The sequence below is a fragment of the Bradyrhizobium genosp. A genome, assembly GCF_049949275.1.
Lineage (GTDB): Bacteria > Pseudomonadota > Alphaproteobacteria > Rhizobiales > Xanthobacteraceae > Bradyrhizobium.
The window spans coordinates 2,799,816-2,817,861 of record NZ_CP188196.1 but is presented as its reverse complement, the minus strand read 5'-3'; the positions used below and the strand labels follow the sequence as shown (position 1 = coordinate 2,817,861).

The window sequence follows — 18,046 nt, the reverse complement described above, 5'->3', positions numbered from 1 at the left end:
AAAATTTCGACTGATCGAATGAAGCGATTGATGGATACGGTAAAGCCTGAAGAAGCAGCAAATGCTGCCCACTAAATCACGGCCATGGTCCTGTTCTTCAGATCCGTCACCAACATCAGGCCGGGTGAATGCGTAATCGCGAACGGGACCTTGGCTGCATTGATGACTGATTGCGGTGTCACGCCGCAGGCCCAGAACACCGGGATCTCGTCATCGGCAACAAATACGGGATCGCCATAGTCGGGCTTGGCGATGTCCTTGATGCCGATCAGATGCGGATGGCCGAGATGCACGGGCGCGCCGTGCACGGCGGGATAGCGCGAGGTGATCTGCACCGCGCGGATCGCATCGGCCGGCTTGAACGGACGCATCGAGACCACCATCGGACCCGCGAACGGGCCGGCCTCGCCGCAGGCGATATTGGTGCGGTACATCGGCACCCGCACCTTCTCCTCGATGTGGCGGATCGGCATGCCCTCGTCGAGCAGCGCCTCTTCGAACGAGAACGAGCAGCCGAGCACGAAAGTCACGAGATCATCGCGCCAGTAGCTGGTGACGTCGGTCGGCTCATCCACGACCTCGCCGTCGCGCCAGACGCGGTAGCGCGGCACATCGGTCCGGATGTCGAGATCGGCGCCAAGCGCCGGGATGTGCGGGCTGCCGACGTCAGACATGCCGATGATCGGGCACGGTTTGGGATTGAGCTGGCAGAAGCGATGGAAGGCGCTGGCGTATTCCGCCGGCAGGATCGCCAGATTGCCCTGGACGAAGCCGGGCGCGACCCCCGCGGTGGAACCGACCTCGCCGCCACGATAGGCGTGCCGAGCCTGGCGGCTCCGGAGGGTGTCGGGTGTTTCAGTTTGCTGCACTGCCACCAAAACAGTCATGTGATCGACCTGCCTATGAACTCGACAAGCGTAGCCAACATCAAGCATACTATAAAGTCTAATCGTCCTTTCTAATCGATATCGATAAATCTATTTTATCGATCAGGAAAATCCTTCCAATGCTGGACTTCAGGTCGATCGAAACCTTCCTCTGGGTTGTGAAGCTCGGCAGCTTCCGTGGTGCCGCAGCGCGGCTCAATACGACCCAGCCGGCGATCTCCCAGCGCATCGCCCAGCTCGAGCGCGAGATGGGCGTCAAGCTCCTGAACCGTGATCATCGCATCGCCTCGCCTACCCCGAGCGGCCGGCAGATGATGGTCTATGCGGAAAAGCTGATCGGCCTGCGCGCCCAGATGATAGCCGAGATCGGCGACCGGTCGGCGATGCGCGGCGTGATGCGGCTCGGTGTCGCCGAGACCATCGTGCACACCTGGCTGCCGCGGCTCGTGAAGAGCATGAACGAGGTCTATCCGAACCTGTCGCTGGAGATCGAGGTCGACATCACGCCGAACCTCACCGCGCGCCTGCTTGCGCAGGAGATCGAGCTTGCCTTCGTGGTCGGGCCGCTGTCGGCCTCGGGTGTCCACAATCGCCTTCTCGCCGATTATCCGATCGGCTTTCTCGCAAGCCCGTCACTCGGACTCGGCCACGGCCCGGTGACGCCCGCCGATCTCGCGCGGTTTCCGATCATCACTTTTCCGCGCAAGACCAGGCCCTACGAGGTCGTGCGCGAGGTGTTCGACCGGCCCGACTTGCCGCCGATCCGTCTCCACGCCTCTGCCTCGCTCGCCACCGTGATCCACATGGCGGTGGAAGGCCTTGGCATCGCCGTGATCCCCGACGCCATCGTCGAGAACGAGCTCGCCGACGGTCGGCTGCAATTGCTCGACACCGATCTGGAGATCGCGCCGCTGACGTTTACGGCAAGCTGGCTCGCCTCGCCCGACGTCGTCGCGGTGGAGCGCGTAGCCGAGCTTGCATGTCAGATTGCGCAGAGCAGCCTCGCGGTTGACGCGCCAGCGCGGGCGCGTCATTGAAAAAGGCGCCGGACCAATGAGAGACTGACGCATGAGCCGAGCCGCGACTAATTTGCAAATCGATTCCGCCCGCCTCTGGGGCTCCATCCACGAGACCGCGCAGTTCGGCGCGACGGCCAAAGGCGGCGTGCGGCGGCTGACGCTCAGCAGCGAAGACAAGCAGGTTCGCGACTGGTTCCGAAAGGCCTGCGAGGACGCTGGACTGGAAGTCCACGTTGATGCGCTCGGATCTCAGTTCGGCCTGCGCAAGGGCCGCGACATGTCGAACCTGCCCGTCGGCATCGGCTCGCATCTCGACACCCAGCCGACCGGCGGCAAATACGACGGCATTCTCGGCACGCTCGGCGCGCTCGAAGTGATCCGCACGCTGAACGACGCCGGAATCGAGACCGAAGCGCCGATCTGCATCGTCAACTGGACCAACGAGGAAGGCTCGCGTTTCGCGCCGGCGATGATGGCGTCCGCAGCTTACGTCGGCGATTTCACTACGGACGACATCCTCTCGCGTAGGGATATCGAGGGCACGACCGTCGGCCAGGCGCTCGACAGCATCGGCTATCGCGGCGACAAGCCGGTCGGTTTCCAGAAGCTCGGCTGCTTCGTCGAGTTGCACATCGAGCAGGGCCCGATCCTGGAGGCCGAAGGCAAGACCATCGGCGTGGTCGATTCCGGCCAAGGTGTGCTCTGGTATGACGGCAAGATCTCCGGCTTCGAAAGCCATGCGGGATCGACGCCAATGCCGTTGCGGCGCGATGCGCTGGCGACGCTCTCCGAAATCGTACTGGCTATGGAGGCTATTGCCAGGAAGCATGGACCGAACGCAGTTAGCACCATCGGCGAGGCCGTGATCGCAAATCCTTCACGCAACGTCATTCCCGGCGAGATCGCCTTCACCATGGATTGTCGCAGCGCAGATGGCGCGATCATGGATGCCCTCGATCGCGACCTGCGTGCGGCCATCGCCGAGATCGCCGCCCGCCGCAAGGTCGAGGTCAAGATTGATCTGGTCTGGCGCAAGCCGCCGACGCATTTCGATCCCAAGCTGATTGCAGCCGTCGAGAACGCAGCCAAGACACTCGGCTATTCCTCCCGCCGCATCACCTCCGGCGCCGGCCACGACGCCTGCAACCTCAATACGGTCATGCCGGCGGCGATGGTGTTCGTGCCCTGCAAGGACGGCATCAGCCACAACGAGCTGGAAGACGCCACGCAGGGCGACTGCGCCGCGGGCACCAACGTGCTGATGCACACCGTCCTGGCGATCGCCGGCGTCGCATCCTGATCGGAGACAGACATGCGCGGAGTTTTCGTCGACGCCAATGAAGCGCTTGCCGTGATCATGGAGCGGCTGGAGAAGCTTGGTGATCCCCAGGTGCGGATCCACCGGGACCCTGATATCAAGCCCGAGCAATATCCTGAGATCCTCGACGGCGCCGAGATCGCGATCGTGGACCACACCGCGTTGCCGACCGAGGTCGCGAAGAAGTGCGCGGGCCTCAAGCACGTCGTGTTCCTCGGCACCGGCGCGCGCAGCTACATGAATCCGGAGGAGCTCGCCGAGCTCGGCATCACCGTGCATCTGATCAAGGGCTATGGCGATACGGCCGTGGCGGAATCCGCGATCGCGCTGATGTGGTCCTCCGCCCGCGTCGTCGCGATGATGGACCGCGAGATGCGCGCCGGCAACTGGCTGCGCGAGGACGGCATGCAGCTCACCGGCAAGACGCTCGGCCTGATCGGCTTCGGCGGTATCGCGGCCGAAGTCGCGCGCATTGCGTCCGGTAGCGGCATGAAGGTGATCGCCTGGAACCGCTCACCGAAGACGCATCCAGGCGTCGAGTTCGCCGATCTCGACACATTGCTGGCGCGGAGCGACGTGGTGTCGCTGCATCTGCTGCTCAACGACGAGACGCACGGCATGATCACCCGCGAGACCATCGCGAAGATGAAGCCGGGCGTCGTCTTCATCAACACCGCGCGCGGCGCGATCGTCGACGAGCAGGCGATGATCGACGCGTTGAAGTCGGGCCACATTCGTCACGCCGGCCTCGATGTCTTCAACATCGAGCCGCTGCCTGCGGATCATCCGCTGACCAAGATACCGAACGTAACGCTGTCGGCGCATTCGGCGTTCCGCACGCCAGAAGCGAGCGAGAACCTGATTGAAGCGGCATGGGTCCATTGCCGCCGGATCGTGAAAGGATAAGAGCAATAACAATGGCCGACTATCGCACCATCAAGGCAGAACCGCTCACCAACGTCATCCGCGCCATCGTCAGGGCGGGCGGCTCCACGGACCGCGAAGCCGAGCTCGTATCCACCAATCTCGTCGAGGCCAATCTCAGGGGACATGACTCACACGGCGTCGGCATGATACCGCGCTATGTCCAGAGCGTCACCACGGGCGGCCTCGCGGTGAACCAGCATGTCAAGATCGTGCTCGACACCGGTCCGCTGCTTACCCTCGACGGCCTCACCGGCTACGGCCAGGTGATGGGCCATGAAGCGATGGAGCTGGCGGCAGAGCGCGCCAAGCGCAACGGCGTCTGCCTCGTCGGCCTCTCCAACGCGCACCACATCGGCCGCATTGGCCATTGGGCCGAGCAGTGCATCGACCACGGGCTGGTGTCGATCCACTTCGTCAACGTGATCTCGCGGCCGATCGTGGCGCCCTGGGGCGGCAGCGATGCCCGCCACGGCACCAACCCGTTCTGCGTCGGCATCCCGCGCAAAGGGAAAGAGCCGATCGTGCTCGACTTTGCCACCAGCAGGATCGCGCAGGGCAAGACCCGCGTCGCCCACAACAAGGGCGTCGAACTCGAGCCCGGCACCATCATCGACAATGAAGGCAAGCCCACCGTCGATCCGCGCTACACAGTGATCCCGCCGCACGGCGCCATCCTGCCGTTCGGCGAGCACAAGGGTTCGGGGCTGGCGCTGGTGTGCGAAATCCTCGGCGGCGCGCTCTCCGGCGGGCAGGTGGTCAAGGGCCCGTCCGACGGCAAGCACAACGTCCTCAACGGCATGCTCTCGATCATCATCGATCCGGGCAAGCTCGGCACCGGCGAAAACCTTGCGCGCGAAGTCGAGAGCTTCATCGCCTGGCACACCGGTTCGCCGCCTGCTCCCGGCATCGACAAGGTCAGAATCGCCGGCGACCCCGAGCGCGAGACCAAGAAGAAGCGGCTCGCCGAAGGCATTCCGGTCGATCCGACCACCTGGCAGGAGATTCTGGAGGCCGGGAAGAAGTTCGGCCTGGATCAGGCGGCGATTGAGAAGATTGTGGGGTGAACGGAGCTACACACGCTCGTCTTCCCTTCTCCCCTAGTGGGAGAAGGTGGCGCGAAGCGCCGGATGAGGGGTTTTCTCCGCGCGCAATTCCGTAAGTGATGGGCCTGCACCTGCCGAGACAGACCCCTCACCCGTCTCGCCGCGAGCCACCCTCTCCCACAAGGGGAGAGGGCGAAACCCGCGCCTTAATCCACCATCGCCGCCACCGCCTTGCCGCAGGCCGTGGTATCGGCATTGCCGCCGAGATCCTTGGTGCGCAGCGTGCGTTCGGCCAGCGTGCGTTCGATCGCGTCGACGATCGACTTGCCGGCAACCTTCTCGCCGAGATGCTCGAGCATCATCGCGCCCGACCAGATCGCGCCGATCGGGTTCGCAATGCCCTGCCCCGCGATATCGGGCGCCGAGCCGTGCACCGGCTCGAACACCGAGGGGAAATCGCCGTCGGGATTGATGTTGCCTGATGGCGCGATGCCGATGGTGCCGGTACAGGCGGGTCCGAGATCGGAGAGGATGTCACCGAACAGATTGGAGCCGACCACGACGTCGAACCAGTCCGGATGCAGCACAAAGTTCGCGGTGAGAATGTCGATGTGGTACTTGTCCCACTTCACGCCCGGAAACTTCTTGGCCATCGCCTCCACGCGCTCGTCCCAATAGGGCATGGTGATGGAGATGCCGTTGGACTTGGTCGCCGAGGTCAGATGCTTCTTCGGCCGCGACTGGGCGAGCTCGAAGGCGAACTTGAGAATGCGGTCGACGCCGGTGCGGGTCATCACCGTCTGCTGGGTGACGAACTCGCGGTCGGTGTCGGGGAACATGCGGCCGCCGACCGAGGAATATTCGCCTTCGGTATTCTCGCGCACCACCCAGAAATCGATATCGCCGGGCTTGCGGCCGGCCAGCGGCGACGGCACGCCGGGCATCAGCCGCACCGGGCGCAAATTCACATACTGGTCGAACTCGCGGCGGAATTTGATCAGCGAGCCCCACAGCGAGACGTGATCCGGAATCTTGGCCGGCCAGCCGACCGCGCCGAAATAGATCGCGTCGTGCGTGCCGATCTTCTCTTTCCAGTCATCCGGCATCATCTGCCCGTGCTTCTCGTAATAATCCCAGGACGAGAAGTCGAAATGATCGAAGTGCAGGGACACGCCGTGCTTCTTCGCGGCAGCCTCCAGAACGCGCAGGCCCTCGGGCATCACTTCCTTGCCGATGCCGTCGCCGGGAATGACTGCGATCCGGTATTGTTTTTTGCTCATCGAGAACGTCCTTTTTTGGTCCGGCAGCCGCCGCCTTTTTGACCGCACTGCAATGGACCAAACTCAGCGGCAGTGCAACGCTGCACTGCAATGTTGACCATGGCGCGGCCAAGCGCCTACTGATTTCATTCTTGTTCCTCTCCTGCGAGTACCTCTCATGGATCTGCATCTGCGCGGCAAGCGCGTCCTGATCACCGGCGCGTCCAAGGGCATTGGCGCAGCCGCCGCCGAGGCGTTTGCCGAGGAAGGCGCTCATCTCCTGCTCGCCGCCCGCAGCGGCGATCAGCTCAATGCGCTGGCCGATCGTCTGCGCTCGGCGCACCAGATCGATGCCGCGACGAGCATCGTGGATTTGCGCAAGGCCGAGGACATCGCGCGGCTCGCCAGGGAAGCCGCCGACATCGGCGTGCTCGTCAACAATGCCGGCGACATTCCGGGCGGCTCCATCGACAAGATCGATGAAGCCACCTGGCGGCACGCCTGGGAATTGAAGGTGTTCGGCTATATCAACCTGACGCGGCAGATCTACGCGCAGATGAAGGCCAGGGGCGGCGGCGTCATCGTCAACGACATCGGCGCCGCCGGCGAAAAATTCGACGCCAATTACATCTGCGGCAGCGCCGGCAACGCCGCGCTGATGGCTTTCACCCGCGCGCTGGGCGGCAAGAGCCTCGCCGACAACATCCGCGTGGTCGGCATCAATCCCGGCCCTGTCGGCACCGACCGTCACGTCACGCTGCTGAAGACGCGGGCCAAGCATCAATTCGGCGACGAGAACCGCTACAAGGAATTCCAGAAAGGCCTGCCACTCGGCCGCCCCGCGCATGCGCGCGAGATCGGCGACCTCATGGCATTCCTCGCGTCGGATCGCGCCGGCTATACGTCGGGTGTAATCTACACGGTCGATGGGGGCATCAGCGCCGGTTGGGGTTAGATTTTTCCGTCATTGCGAGCGTAGCGAAGCAATCCAGAAAATACCTCTGCGGTGACAGACTGGATTGACTCGCTGCGCTCGCAATGACGACAAGATAAGCATAGGAGCACAATAGTTGTCTCAAGACCTGATCCGCGAAACCGCCTGCACTGTCGTCGACAAGCTGCGCTCCGGCGACGTTTCCCCACTTGAGCTGCTGGATGTGGTGGAGAAGCGCATCAGTGCGGTCGACGGCAAGGTCAACGCGTTGCCGACGCTGTGCTTCGATCGCGCGCGGACCAACGCGAAGATGCTGATGCAGAAGCCAGCCGGCGCACGTGGGCTGCTGGCCGGCCTGCCGCTGCCGATCAAGGATCTGACCGATGTCGCGGGCGTGCTGAACACCCAGGGCTCGCCGATCTACAAGGACAACATTCCCGCGGCGTCCGACCTCATGGTCGAGAACCTCGAGGCCAATGGCGCAATCGTCTACGCAAAATCCAACACGCCGGAATTCGGCGCCGGCGCCAACACCTTCAACGAAGTGTTCGGCGCGACGCTCAATCCCTGGGATACGTCGAAGTCGGCGGCCGGCTCCTCCGGCGGCGCCGCGGTGGCGCTTGCCACCGGCATGGCCTGGCTCGCGCAGGGCTCGGACATGGGTGGCTCCTTGCGCAGCCCCGCCGCTTTCTGCGGCGTCGTTGGCATGCGGCCGAGCATCGGCCGCGTCGCCCATACTCCCAAATCGGGCATCGATCGCAATCTCGGCGTCGTCGGGCCAATGGCGCGCAATGTCGAGGACCTCGCATTGCTGTTAGATGCCATGAGCGGCGACTATGCGGACGATCCGCTGTCGCTGCCAGCGCCTGCGACCTCTTTCCTGTCGGCGGCACAATCCGGCAAGAGGCCGAAGCGTATCGCCTATTCGCCCGATCTCGGCATCACGCCTGTCGATCCCGAGGTCAAGGCAATCACGCGCAAGGCGGCCCAGCGCTTCGCGGAAGCCGGCGCCATCGTCGAGGAGGCGCATCCCGATTGGCGCGAGGCACACGAATGCTTCCACGTGCTACGCGCCTTCGATTTCGCGATCACCAAGGCGAATCTGCTGCGTACCAAGCGTGACCTGCTCAAGCCCGAGGTGATCTGGAACATCGAAGAGGGCCTCAAGCTCACCGTCGAGCAGCTCGCGCGCTCCGAAGCTCAGCGCGTCGGCATGACCGCACGTGCCATCGAGTTCTTCAAGACGTACGATCTGTTGCTGACACCGACCACGATCGTGCCGCCCTTCCCGATCGAGAACCGCTATGTCGCGGAATGCGCCGGCAAGACATTTGAGAACTACATCGAATGGCTCGGCATCGTCTACGCCATCACGCTGGCCTGCTGCCCATCGCTGTCGCTGCCCTGTGGATTTACGGCCTCAGGCCTGCCGGTCGGCGTGCAGGTCGTCGGCGCACCGCGCGCGGACGCGCAGGTGATTGCGGGCGCGAAGGCGCTGGAGGATATTTTGGGCCTGCGCGGGCAGACGCCGATTGATCCGCGGGTGAAGAAGTAACGCGGCCTACAATACGAACTCCGTACCCTCTCCCCTTGCGGGCTACTTGATTCACACATCTCAGAAACCGACTCTAGATCAATAACTTAGATGACCATCGATGTTCAGATCGCGGGACACAGCGCACAAGCGCCAACGTTGAAAAGACTCACGGTTTTCTCATTGGTAATCGATGCCTGCCGAGATGTGTGCATATCGTAGCCTTGCGGGAGAGGGTGGCTCGACGCGTAGCGGCGAGACGGGTGAGGGGTATCTCTCCGCGCTTGAGCTCGCAGTGGGAGTTCGCTGAAGCAACCCCTCATCCGGCGCTTCGCGCCACCTTCTCCCACAAGGGGAGAAGGAGGTTCACCTCGCGCTCGTCGCCTCAAGGCTCCGGCTATACCTCGACATCGCGAAGCAGAAAACGAAATAGATCGCGGCGACGAAGATGTAGACCTCGACCGAAAACTGCTGCCAGGCAGGATCGATGATCGCGGTCTTGGCCGTCGTCAGCAGATCGAAGATGCCGATGATCAGGACCAGGCTGGTATCCTTGAAGAAGGCGATGAAGGTGTTGACCAGCGGCGGGATGACGTGGCGGATCGCCTGTGGCAGGACGACCAGCCGTTGCTTGCGCCAGTAGGACAGCCCCAGCGCGTCAGCGGCCTCGTATTGCCCGCGCGGCACAGCCTGGAGACCGCCGCGGATCACCTCGGCAAGATAAGCGCCCGCAAACAGGATGATCGCGATCTGCGCACGCAACAGCTTGTCGATGTTGAAGCCGGCAGGCATGAACAGCGGAAACATCACGCTCGCCATGAACAGCAGGCTGACCAGCGGCACGCCGCGGATCAGTTCGACATAGAGCACCGAGAGCGAGCGGATGGCCGGCAGTTTTGAGCGCCGGCCGAGCGCAACCAAAATACCGAGCGGGAAACCGAACGCCAATCCGAACGTCGCCAGGATCAGCGTCACCGGCAGCCCGCCCCAACGATCCTGCGAAACGAAGGACAGCCCGAACAGGCCGCCCCACATCAACACACTGATCAGCGCCAACGCGCCGACCCAGAGATAGGCCAATTCGCGCCGCCATAGCGCGCGGCGCGTGGAGAGGAAGAACAGCGCGATGAACAGGACAACCGACAGCGCCGGCCGCCATTGCTCGTCGAACGGATAGGTGCCGAACAGGATGAAGCCGTATTTTTCGGGAATGATGGCCCAACAGGCGCCGAGGCCGCGCACCGCCTTGCAGGCACTGAAATCGTTCGCCGGCGTGAGCCAGACCGCGTTCGCAATGCCCCACTGCACGAAGCTGATCACGCCTTTCGCCAGCACCGCCAGCAGAACGACCGTCAGAATGCCGTTGGGGATCGACGAGAACAGATTGGTGCGCAGCCAGCGCAGCACCGGGTTGCCGATGTGCGGGCGGCGGGCGGCACGCGGCAGGTCGGGCATGTCAGTGATCGCCGTCATGGTCAGCGCTCCGACAGCGCGATGCGCGCATTGAACCAGTTCATGAAGAAGCTGATGCCAAGACTGATGGTGAGGAACACGGCCATGATCAGTGAGATCGCCTCGATCGCCTGCCCGGTCTGGTTCAGCGTGGTGTTGGCGATCGAGACCACGTCCTGGTAGCCGATCGCGACGGCAAGCGAGGAATTCTTGGTCAAATTGAGATACTGGCTCGTCATCGGCGGCACGATCACGCGCAACGCCTGCGGCAGGATGATCTGCCGCAGCATGAAGCTGCGGCGGAGGCCCAGCGCGCTGGCAGCATCCCACTGCCCGCGCGGCACCGACTGGATGCCGCTGCGCACGATCTCGGCGATGAAGGCCGAGGTGTAGGTGACGAGCGCGATCAGCAACGCAAAGTATTCCGGCGCAAGCGTCAGCCCGCCAATGAAGTTGAAGCCGCGCAGCTCCGGCCATTCGATGGTCCAGGGCACGCCAAGCAACAGCGAGACCGCCGCCGGCAGCACGACAATGAGACCGAGCGCAAAAGGCCAGGCCGGCCGCGGCTTGCCGTCGCGCATCTGCTGAACGACCAGCCATCGCTGAATGACATAGAACGCGACGCAGCCCAGCACGGCGGTGCCGAGCACCCAGAGCTGTGGTGAACCCACCGGGATCGCCGGCAGGATCAGACCGCGGTTAGAGAGGAAGACGCCCTCGACCGGCCGCCACGCCGCACGCGCGGCCGGCAACGCCTGCATCAGCACGTACCAGAACAGCAGCTGAAGCAGCAGCGGGATGTCGCGTAGGACTTCGACATAGACGGCGGCGAGTCGTGACAGCAGCCAGTTCGCCGACAGCCTCGATATGCCGATCAGCGTGCCCAAAATGGTCGCGAGCACGACGCCGATCACGGCGACGCGCAGCGTATTGGCGACGCCGACGACGAACGCCCAGAGGTAGCTGTCTCTCGGATTGTACGCGAGCAGGCTGTCGGCGATCGGCATGCCGGCCTCGCGGCCGAGAAAGGCAAAGCCCGTGGTGATGCGGCGAGCAGAGAGGTTGGTGACGGTGTTGGACCAGAGGAAGACGATGATAGCGACCGCGATGCCGACCACCAGGACCTGCCAGAACAGGCCCTTCAATTCGTTTGGCCCGAGCGCGCCAAAAAAACTGCGGCGCGGCGGCGGTCTGGGGTCATCCGAGGTCACGGCACAAAAATCCTTCCTGAAAACAGCGATTTCCGGCGGCGCACGTCAACTGTTGCACCAATCCAAGAACCGTGCAACAAATGTTTCATGGCCGAGCCCGCGAAATCCTCGCCGCTGAGCGAACTGCGCATTGCACTGCCATCGCTTCCGATGCGGCTGCAGGAAGTCGGGCGTTTTGTCGCGGCCAATGATTACGACGCCACCACCCGCTCGATGCGCGACCTCGCGGCCGAAGCCGGCGCTGACCCCGCCGCATTCACGCGACTTGCGAAAGCGATTGGCTATTCCGGCTGGGACGAGTTGCGCGCTGCGTTAACGGAGGCACGGCGGCCGTCGCAGACCTCGCCTTTCTCGGCGCGCGCCAAAAGCCGCCGCCACGGCCCGAACGCCGATGTCGCGCTTATCTCCGACAAGCTCGAAGCCGAGGCCGCGGGCCTGCCGCGCATCTCTGCCCACGCGATTGCGGACGCGGCCCGCACCCTCCACGATGCAAAACGGATCTGGATCACGGGCTATCGCAGCTGTCGCAGCGTCGCGGAGCTGCTGAATTACGAGTTGCGGCTGTTCCGGCCCGAACAGGTGCAGATCGTCGGCGCATCAGGCCCTGACGATCTCGACCTCGGCGCGTTCCGCCCCGGCGAGGCCGTAATCGTCATCGGCTTCATGCCCTACACCAATGCCAGCGTCCGTGTTGCACAGGCCGCCTATCACGCCGGCGCGACGCTAATCGCAATCGCAGACAGCGTGGCCGCGCCGATGGCCGAGGGTGCCGACCACGTCTTGCTGTTCGAAGCCGCCTCCTCGCCGGGCTTCTTCCCGAGCCTCACCGGCGCGCTCGCGATTGCGCAGTCGCTCGCCGCGGTGACGTTTTCGCTCGGCGGCGCGGCCGCAAAGAAGCGGCTCCAGGATACCGAGGCCCGGCTCGCCGCGGCCTCCACTTACGTCTCAGAGAAAGGTTGACCCATGAGCACCCGCACCAGTCGCGTGCTGCATCGCTCGTTGCGTGAGACGCCCCCCAAGGCGATCGGCGGCGAAGGCGTCTATCTCTTTGCCGAGGACGGACGCCGTGTGATCGACGCCTCCGGCGGCGCGGCCGTCTCCTGCCTCGGCCACCAGCATCCGCGCGTGATCGCGGCGATGGCGAAGCAGGCCTCGACACTCGCCTATGCCCACACCGCCTTCTTCTCCTCCGAGCCGGCGGAAGCACTCGCCGAAACGCTGGTCGGGCATGAGCCCGGCGGTCTCGCCTACGCCTATTTCGTCAGCGGCGGATCGGAGGCGATCGAAGCCAGTATCAAGCTCGCGCGACAATATTTCATCGAGCGCGGCGAACCGCAGCGGCAGCATTTCATCGCGCGGCGGCAGAGCTATCACGGCAACACGCTCGGCGCGCTCGCCGCCGGCGGCAACGCCTGGCGCCGCGCGCCCTATGCGCCGCTGCTCTCGGCCGCATTCAGCCATGTCGCGCCGGCGTTTGCCTATCACGAGAAGCACGATAGTGAATCCGATGCGCAGTTCGTGGCGCGGCTGGCCGTAGAACTCGAGGCCGAGTTTCAGCGCCTTGGCCCCAACACCGTTGCCGCGTTCCTCGCCGAGCCCGTCGTCGGCGCCACCGCTGGTGCGGTGACGGCGCCGGACGGCTACTTCAAGGCCGTGCGCGAAATCTGCGATAAGCACGGTGCGCTGCTCATCCTCGACGAGGTCATGTGCGGCATGGGCCGCACCGGCACCACGCATGCCTGGCAGCAGGAAGGCGTCGCGCCCGACATCCAGGCGATCGCAAAAGGCCTCGGCGGCGGCTATCAGCCGATCGGCGCGATGCTCGCAAGCGGCAAGATCATCGACACCATTCGCTCAGGCTCGGGCGCGTTCCAGCACGGCCATACTTATCTCGCGCATCCCCTCGCCTGCGCGGCCGCGCTTGCGGTGCAGGACGTAATCCGGGAGGACAATCTGCTTGAGCAAGTGAAGCAGCGCGGCAAGCAGCTCGAGCAGCGACTCACCGAGCGCTTCGGCAATCACCGCCATGTCGGCGACATCAGGGGACGCGGGCTGTTCTGGGCGATCGAGCTCGTCGCTGATCGTGCCAGCCGCACCTCGTTCGATCCGGCACTCAAGCTGAACCAGAAGATCAAGGCGGAAGCGTTCGCCAACGGGCTCGGCTGCTATCCGGGCGGCGGCACCGTGGATGGTATCCGCGGCGACCATGTGCTGCTGGCGCCGCCCTATATCGCTTCGGCTGACGAGATCGATCAGATCGTCGACAAGCTCGGCACGGCCGTCGACAATGTGTTGCGTAGTGTCAATCACTGAGGGGAGAGGTGCATGATGAGGACAATGGTTATCGCGGCGGGCGTGCTCGCCGCATCGGCGGCGATCGCGCAGGCGGCGACGCTTGACACGGTCAAGAGCCGCGGCACGCTGGTGTGCGGCGTCAGCGCCGGTTTTGCCGGCTTCTCGGCACCGGACTCGCAAGGCAATTACAAGGGCCTCGACGTCGACTATTGCCGCGCCCTTGCGGCCGGCGTGCTCGGCGATCCCAACAAGGTGCGTTACGTCTCGCTGACCGCGCAGAACCGCTTCACTGCGCTGCAATCGGGCGAGATCGACGTGCTCTACCGCAACTCCACACAGACTTACTTGCGCGGCGTGACGCTGGGCTTGCGGCAGGGACCGATCAACTTCTACGACGGCCAGGGCTTTGTCGTGAAGAAGGACCTCGGCGTGAAGGAGATCAAGGACCTCAAGGGCGCCACCGTCTGCGTTGCGCAGGGCACGACCCATGAGGTGACGCTTGGCGATTACGGCCGCGCCAACGGCATCGACTGGAAGCCGCTGGTGTTCGACCGCGTCGACACCATGTACCAGACCTTCTTCGGCGGCCGCTGCGATGCCATGACCCAGGACGCCTCCGCGCTTGCCGGTGCCGTGACGACAGCGGCGCCGAACCCGGCCGACTACGTCGTGCTGCCGCAAACCATCAGCAAGGAGCCGCTCGGGCCCTTCACCCGCAACGGCGACGAGGTCTGGAGCGACATCATCACCTGGCTGCACTACGGCCTGGTCGAGGCTGAGGAGCTCGGCGTCACCCAAGCCAATGTCGACGAAATGACGAAGTCGCAGACGCCCGCGATCCAGCGCCTGCTCGGCGCCTCCGGCGATCTCGGCTCGCGGCTCGGTCTCGACAACAAATGGCTGGTCACGGCGATCAAGGCCACCGGCAATTACGGCGAGATCTACGAGCGCAATGTCGGCAAGGCGAGCCCGCTCAAGCTCGAGCGCGGTCTCAACGGCCTCTGGACCAAGGGCGGCTTGATGTACGCGGTGCCGTTCAAGTAAACGGCGTTTCACCTCTCCCCGCGTGCGGGGAGAGGTCGGATTGCGCAGCAATCCGGGTGAGGGGGACTCTCCGCGAGTTCTACTCTCACCTCCCCCGCGGAGACTCCCCCTCACCCCGCCCCTCTCCCCGCAAGCGGGGCGAGGGAGAAGAGACACGCCATGCGCATCGCCCTGATCCACGCCCTCAAGCACTCCATCGCCCCGATCGAGGCGGCATTCGCGGCGGCGTGGCCTGAGGCGCGGCTGATGAACCTGCTCGACGACAGCCTGTCGGCGGATCTCGCGCGCGCTGGCGCGCTCAACGATGCCATGACCGAGCGCTTTCTTGCGCTCGGCAATTATGCGGCAGCGACCGGGGCGAACGCGATCCTGTTTACCTGCTCAGCCTTTGGCCCCTGCATCGAGGCTGTCGTCCGGGCGCATGCGCCGATGCCGGTGCTGAAGCCGAACGAAGCCATGATCGAACGAGCCGTGACGATGGGCGGAAAGATCGGCCTGCTCTCGACCTTTCCGCCGACGCTGGTCTCGATGCCGCCGGAGTTCCCGGCCTCCGTCCAGATCGTGCCAAAGCTTGCCGAGGGTGCGCTGGCTGCACTCGACCGCGGCGACCGCGCTACGCATGACCGGCTGATCGTCGAAGCGTCAAAGGATTTGCGCGATTGCGACGTCATCGCGCTGGCCCAGTTCAGCATCGCGGCGACTGCGCCGCTGGTTGCGGAGGCGACCGGCTGCCCCGTCGTGACGACCCCGGATAGCGCAGTCGAAAAGCTGATGAAGCTGCTGAAGGCAAAGGCTTAAGCGCCCGCCTTCTTACGACGCTGCGCATCCTTGATTGCGACGGCGAGCGCCGCCTTCGTTTCGTTCACAAAGTCCTCGACCAGTTCCTCGCGCGTGGCATGTGCGGCCTCGCCGGTGAACAGACCCTGCTCGGCCAGCATCACCACGCCGTGCAGCGCCGCCCAGATCTTGAGTGCCTGCCGCTCGCGCAAATAACCGACCGCAGGCGCTTCCAGCGCTTCAATCACAAGCTCGAACGTCTCGCGCGTGGCCTCGTGCAATTCGCTGCCCTTGGCCGCGCAGGAGACAGTGCGGGACGCGAACATCAAGCGGTAGACACCGTTCCGACGCAGACCGAAGTCGAGCGTCGCCTGCGCCAATCGCGACAGTTTCGATTGCTTTGATGGCTTCGCCATCGCTTCGCGTAACATCGTGCTGAATTGCCGGAATGCCTCTGCCGTCACCGCGGCAAGCAACGCCTCGCGGTCAGCAAAATGACGGTAGGGCGCCGGCTGCGAAACCCCGAGCTGCTTTGCCAGCGCCTTGATGCTGATCGCTTCCGCCCCGCCCTGCTCCGCCTCGCGCAGCGCGGCCTTGATCAAGGCGTCGCGGAGATCGCCATGGTGATAGGTGTTCTCGGGCTTGCGAGCGAGTTGTGAACGCATGTTACGGCGAAGCCTATAAGTTTGCGCTTGACAGGGGAAGCCTGTAGCGAATGTAATAGCATATAACTTAGAATAAGCGGCAAATGCCGCAGACAAGATTGACAAGAGGAAGCGCCGCCCTTCGGGCCACGCGCATACGACCGAGGGAGCCGCAATGGCAGAACGACTGAAAGTTCACGTCGATCCCGACAAATGCCAGGGCCACGCGCGCTGCAAGGCGCTGGCGCCGGAGCTGTTCGAGCTCGACGAATACGGCAATGCCCACGAATCCGGAGACGGCACGGTTCCACCGGGCCTCGAAGACAAGGCCTGGCTTGCCAAATCCAACTGCCCGGAAATCGCGATCGATGTGATCGAGGAGTAGCGCGGCCCTGCCCGCGCCTTCGCGTGCCTTCAGCGAACACGAGCCCCAAGGGGATTTTCAAGGGATTTTCTGCCATGTCCGACGTCAGCCAGCCCGCTACCCATCCGCCCGTGACCGACTGGGTCAACGACTTCGACCACACCGATCCGCAATGGACGGATGATCCCTTCCCGATCTGGGAGGAGCTGCGCGCCGCGAGCCCGGTCGTACATACCGAGCGCTTCCTCGGCTGCTACATGCCGACGACCTATGAGGCAGTGCGCGAGATCGCCAACGACACCGAACATTTTTCGTCGCGCCGCATCATCGTCCGCAACGTGCGCCCAGAGGTCGCCAGGAATGCGGCGCCGCCGATCACCTCCGATCCGCCCGTGCACAAGCCGGCCAAGCAATTGCTGCTGCCGCCGTTCACGCCGGATGCGATGAAGAAGCTCGAGCCGCGGATGCGCGCGATCTGCAACGAGCTGATCGACGGGTTCATCGCCGACGGCAAGGTCGACGCCGCAGCGCAGTACAGCAAATATATCCCGGTTCAGGCCATCGCGCACATGCTCGGCATTCCCGAGAGCGATAGCGATCTCTTCATCAACTGGATCCACATGATCCTGGAGCTCGGCATCAAGGACGAGAATAAGCTGCTCCAAGCCGTGCAGGAGATGAGCGCCTATTTCAGGACGCATATCGAGGAGCGGAGGTCGAAGCCGACTGACGACCTGATCTCCTACCTGATGAATGCCAAGGACAAGGAAGGCCAGCCGCTGGAGGAGTCGCACGTGCTGGGCTCGCTCCGGCTGCTCCTGATCGCCGGCATCGACACCACCTGGAGCGCGATCGGCTCCTCGCTCTGGCATCTCGCCCGGACGCCGGCCGATCGCGAGCGGCTGACCACCGAGCCCGGGTTGATCCCGATCGCCGTGGAGGAACTGCTGCGCGCCTATTCGCCGGTGACCATGGCCCGCGAGGTGGTCAAGGAAACCACGGTCTCGGGCTGCCCCGTCAAGGCGGGCAATATGGTGCTGCTGTCCTTCCCGGCCGCCAACCGCGATCCCAAAATGTTTCCGGACGCTGACAAGGTCGTGATCGACCGGCGGGAGAATCGCCATGCCGCCTTTGGCCTCGGCATTCATCGCTGCGTCGGTTCCAACCTCGCACGCATGGAGATGCAGGTTGCGCTGGAGGAGTGGCTGAAGCGGATTCCGGACTTCCGGCTCGATCCGGCAGGCACCGTGACCTGGTCGCAGGGTACGGTACGAGGTCCCCGCCAGTTGCCATTTTTGCTTGGAAAGGCGATGTAGGCTCCCAGATATAGGATTTCTG

17 protein-coding genes are annotated in these 18,046 nt (G+C 64.0%); 12 read left to right on the top strand and 5 right to left on the bottom strand.

Annotated elements, in window-relative coordinates; translation table 11 throughout:
* Nucleotides 1-71 precede the first annotated feature (71 nt).
* Nucleotides 72-887, bottom strand: a complete 816-nt coding sequence (locus ACP2YP_RS13065) for a putative hydro-lyase (RefSeq protein ID WP_426424583.1) — start codon at nt 885-887, stop codon at nt 72-74.
* A gap of 119 nt (nt 888-1,006) precedes the next feature.
* Between ACP2YP_RS13065 and ACP2YP_RS13060 the strand changes: the two genes are divergently transcribed.
* From ACP2YP_RS13060 to ACP2YP_RS13045, 4 genes are read left to right on the top strand one after another with little or no spacing between them, the layout of a single operon-like run.
* Complete coding sequence (locus tag ACP2YP_RS13060) at nt 1,007-1,924, top strand: LysR family transcriptional regulator (RefSeq protein WP_426424582.1); 918 nt, start codon at nt 1,007-1,009, stop codon at nt 1,922-1,924.
* A 31-nt stretch (nt 1,925-1,955) separates the two neighbouring features.
* Nucleotides 1,956-3,206, top strand: a complete 1,251-nt coding sequence (locus ACP2YP_RS13055; protein WP_426424580.1) for a Zn-dependent hydrolase — start codon at nt 1,956-1,958, stop codon at nt 3,204-3,206.
* A 12-nt stretch (nt 3,207-3,218) separates the two neighbouring features.
* Nucleotides 3,219-4,130 carry an NAD(P)-dependent oxidoreductase gene (locus ACP2YP_RS13050; RefSeq protein WP_426424578.1) on the top strand — a complete coding sequence of 304 codons (912 nt, stop codon included), beginning with the start codon at nt 3,219-3,221 and terminating at the stop codon, nt 4,128-4,130.
* Between the two features lie 11 nt (nt 4,131-4,141).
* On the top strand, nt 4,142-5,215 hold the full coding sequence (locus tag ACP2YP_RS13045) for a malate/lactate/ureidoglycolate dehydrogenase (protein WP_426424576.1): 1,074 nt from the start codon (nt 4,142-4,144) through the stop codon (nt 5,213-5,215).
* A gap of 185 nt (nt 5,216-5,400) precedes the next feature.
* Here the strand turns inward: ACP2YP_RS13045 and ACP2YP_RS13040 are convergent, their stop codons facing one another.
* A complete protein-coding gene (locus ACP2YP_RS13040) occupies nt 5,401-6,474 on the bottom strand; it encodes a tartrate dehydrogenase (RefSeq protein ID WP_426424575.1) in 1,074 nt (357 codons plus the stop codon).
* 157 nt (nt 6,475-6,631) lie between these two features.
* Here ACP2YP_RS13040 and ACP2YP_RS13035 point away from each other — a divergent pair, with 157 nt between their 5' ends.
* Together ACP2YP_RS13035 and ACP2YP_RS13030 are read left to right on the top strand one after the other, a co-directional pair.
* Nucleotides 6,632-7,408 carry an SDR family oxidoreductase gene (locus tag ACP2YP_RS13035; protein WP_426424574.1) on the top strand — a complete coding sequence of 259 codons (777 nt, stop codon included), beginning with the start codon at nt 6,632-6,634 and terminating at the stop codon, nt 7,406-7,408.
* Nucleotides 7,409-7,523: 115 nt separating this feature from the next.
* A complete protein-coding gene (locus ACP2YP_RS13030; protein ID WP_426424572.1) occupies nt 7,524-8,942 on the top strand; it encodes an amidase in 1,419 nt (472 codons plus the stop codon).
* Nucleotides 8,943-9,287: 345 nt separating this feature from the next.
* Here ACP2YP_RS13030 and ACP2YP_RS13025 read toward each other — a convergent pair whose 3' ends face one another.
* A complete protein-coding gene (locus ACP2YP_RS13025; protein ID WP_426424571.1) occupies nt 9,288-10,394 on the bottom strand; it encodes an amino acid ABC transporter permease in 1,107 nt (368 codons plus the stop codon).
* 2 nt (nt 10,395-10,396) lie between these two features.
* Nucleotides 10,397-11,584 (bottom strand): amino acid ABC transporter permease, encoded by a 1,188-nt coding sequence (locus ACP2YP_RS13020; RefSeq protein WP_426424570.1) that lies wholly within the window; start codon nt 11,582-11,584, stop codon nt 10,397-10,399.
* Between the two features lie 87 nt (nt 11,585-11,671).
* Between ACP2YP_RS13020 and ACP2YP_RS13015 the strand changes: the two genes are divergently transcribed.
* The 4 genes from ACP2YP_RS13015 (at nt 11,672) to ACP2YP_RS13000 (ending at nt 15,721) form a co-directional block, all read left to right on the top strand.
* The gene (locus tag ACP2YP_RS13015; protein ID WP_426424569.1) at nt 11,672-12,544 is read left to right on the top strand and encodes a MurR/RpiR family transcriptional regulator; all 873 of its coding nucleotides are present in this window, start codon (nt 11,672-11,674) and stop codon (nt 12,542-12,544) included.
* A 3-nt stretch (nt 12,545-12,547) separates the two neighbouring features.
* Nucleotides 12,548-13,897 (top strand): aspartate aminotransferase family protein, encoded by a 1,350-nt coding sequence (locus ACP2YP_RS13010; RefSeq protein ID WP_426424568.1) that lies wholly within the window; start codon nt 12,548-12,550, stop codon nt 13,895-13,897.
* A 12-nt stretch (nt 13,898-13,909) separates the two neighbouring features.
* Entirely contained in the window at nt 13,910-14,923 is a 1,014-nt protein-coding gene (locus tag ACP2YP_RS13005; RefSeq protein WP_426424566.1) for an amino acid ABC transporter substrate-binding protein, read from the top strand.
* A gap of 159 nt (nt 14,924-15,082) precedes the next feature.
* The gene (locus tag ACP2YP_RS13000) at nt 15,083-15,721 is read left to right on the top strand and encodes an aspartate/glutamate racemase family protein (protein ID WP_426424565.1); all 639 of its coding nucleotides are present in this window, start codon (nt 15,083-15,085) and stop codon (nt 15,719-15,721) included.
* On the opposite strand, the gene ACP2YP_RS12995 is transcribed toward ACP2YP_RS13000, so the two are convergent.
* Nucleotides 15,718-16,365, bottom strand: a complete 648-nt coding sequence (locus ACP2YP_RS12995) for a TetR/AcrR family transcriptional regulator (protein WP_426424564.1) — start codon at nt 16,363-16,365, stop codon at nt 15,718-15,720. The two genes, ACP2YP_RS13000 and ACP2YP_RS12995, sit on opposite strands and share 4 nt — an antisense overlap.
* A 154-nt stretch (nt 16,366-16,519) precedes the next feature.
* On the opposite strand from ACP2YP_RS12995, the gene ACP2YP_RS12990 reads away from it, so the two are divergent.
* Both ACP2YP_RS12990 and ACP2YP_RS12985 read left to right on the top strand, forming a co-directional pair.
* Complete coding sequence (locus ACP2YP_RS12990) at nt 16,520-16,729, top strand: ferredoxin (protein ID WP_426424563.1); 210 nt, start codon at nt 16,520-16,522, stop codon at nt 16,727-16,729.
* Between the two features lie 74 nt (nt 16,730-16,803).
* Nucleotides 16,804-18,024: a cytochrome P450 gene (locus tag ACP2YP_RS12985; RefSeq protein WP_426424562.1), complete on the top strand. Its 1,221-nt coding sequence runs from the start codon at nt 16,804-16,806 to the stop codon at nt 18,022-18,024.
* Nucleotides 18,025-18,046 lie beyond the last annotated feature (22 nt).

What these genes read in the sequence shown, in the direction of transcription:
- ACP2YP_RS13065 (WP_426424583.1), bottom strand. Translation starts at nt 887, where the DNA reads ATGACTGTTTTGGTGGCAGTGCAGCAAACTGAAACACCCGACACCCTC.
- ACP2YP_RS13045 (WP_426424576.1), top strand. Translation starts at nt 4,142, where the DNA reads ATGGCCGACTATCGCACCATCAAGGCAGAACCGCTCACCAACGTCATC.
- ACP2YP_RS13015 (WP_426424569.1), top strand. Translation starts at nt 11,672, where the DNA reads ATGGCCGAGCCCGCGAAATCCTCGCCGCTGAGCGAACTGCGCATTGCA.
- ACP2YP_RS13060 (WP_426424582.1), top strand. Translation starts at nt 1,007, where the DNA reads ATGCTGGACTTCAGGTCGATCGAAACCTTCCTCTGGGTTGTGAAGCTC.
- ACP2YP_RS13000 (WP_426424565.1), top strand. Translation starts at nt 15,083, where the DNA reads ATGCGCATCGCCCTGATCCACGCCCTCAAGCACTCCATCGCCCCGATC.
- ACP2YP_RS13035 (WP_426424574.1), top strand. Translation starts at nt 6,632, where the DNA reads ATGGATCTGCATCTGCGCGGCAAGCGCGTCCTGATCACCGGCGCGTCC.
- ACP2YP_RS13005 (WP_426424566.1), top strand. Translation starts at nt 13,910, where the DNA reads ATGATGAGGACAATGGTTATCGCGGCGGGCGTGCTCGCCGCATCGGCG.
- ACP2YP_RS13040 (WP_426424575.1), bottom strand. Translation starts at nt 6,474, where the DNA reads ATGAGCAAAAAACAATACCGGATCGCAGTCATTCCCGGCGACGGCATC.
- ACP2YP_RS13010 (WP_426424568.1), top strand. Translation starts at nt 12,548, where the DNA reads ATGAGCACCCGCACCAGTCGCGTGCTGCATCGCTCGTTGCGTGAGACG.
- ACP2YP_RS12985 (WP_426424562.1), top strand. Translation starts at nt 16,804, where the DNA reads ATGTCCGACGTCAGCCAGCCCGCTACCCATCCGCCCGTGACCGACTGG.
- ACP2YP_RS13050 (WP_426424578.1), top strand. Translation starts at nt 3,219, where the DNA reads ATGCGCGGAGTTTTCGTCGACGCCAATGAAGCGCTTGCCGTGATCATG.
- ACP2YP_RS12990 (WP_426424563.1), top strand. Translation starts at nt 16,520, where the DNA reads ATGGCAGAACGACTGAAAGTTCACGTCGATCCCGACAAATGCCAGGGC.
- ACP2YP_RS13025 (WP_426424571.1), bottom strand. Translation starts at nt 10,394, where the DNA reads ATGACGGCGATCACTGACATGCCCGACCTGCCGCGTGCCGCCCGCCGC.
- ACP2YP_RS12995 (WP_426424564.1), bottom strand. Translation starts at nt 16,365, where the DNA reads ATGCGTTCACAACTCGCTCGCAAGCCCGAGAACACCTATCACCATGGC.
- ACP2YP_RS13055 (WP_426424580.1), top strand. Translation starts at nt 1,956, where the DNA reads ATGAGCCGAGCCGCGACTAATTTGCAAATCGATTCCGCCCGCCTCTGG.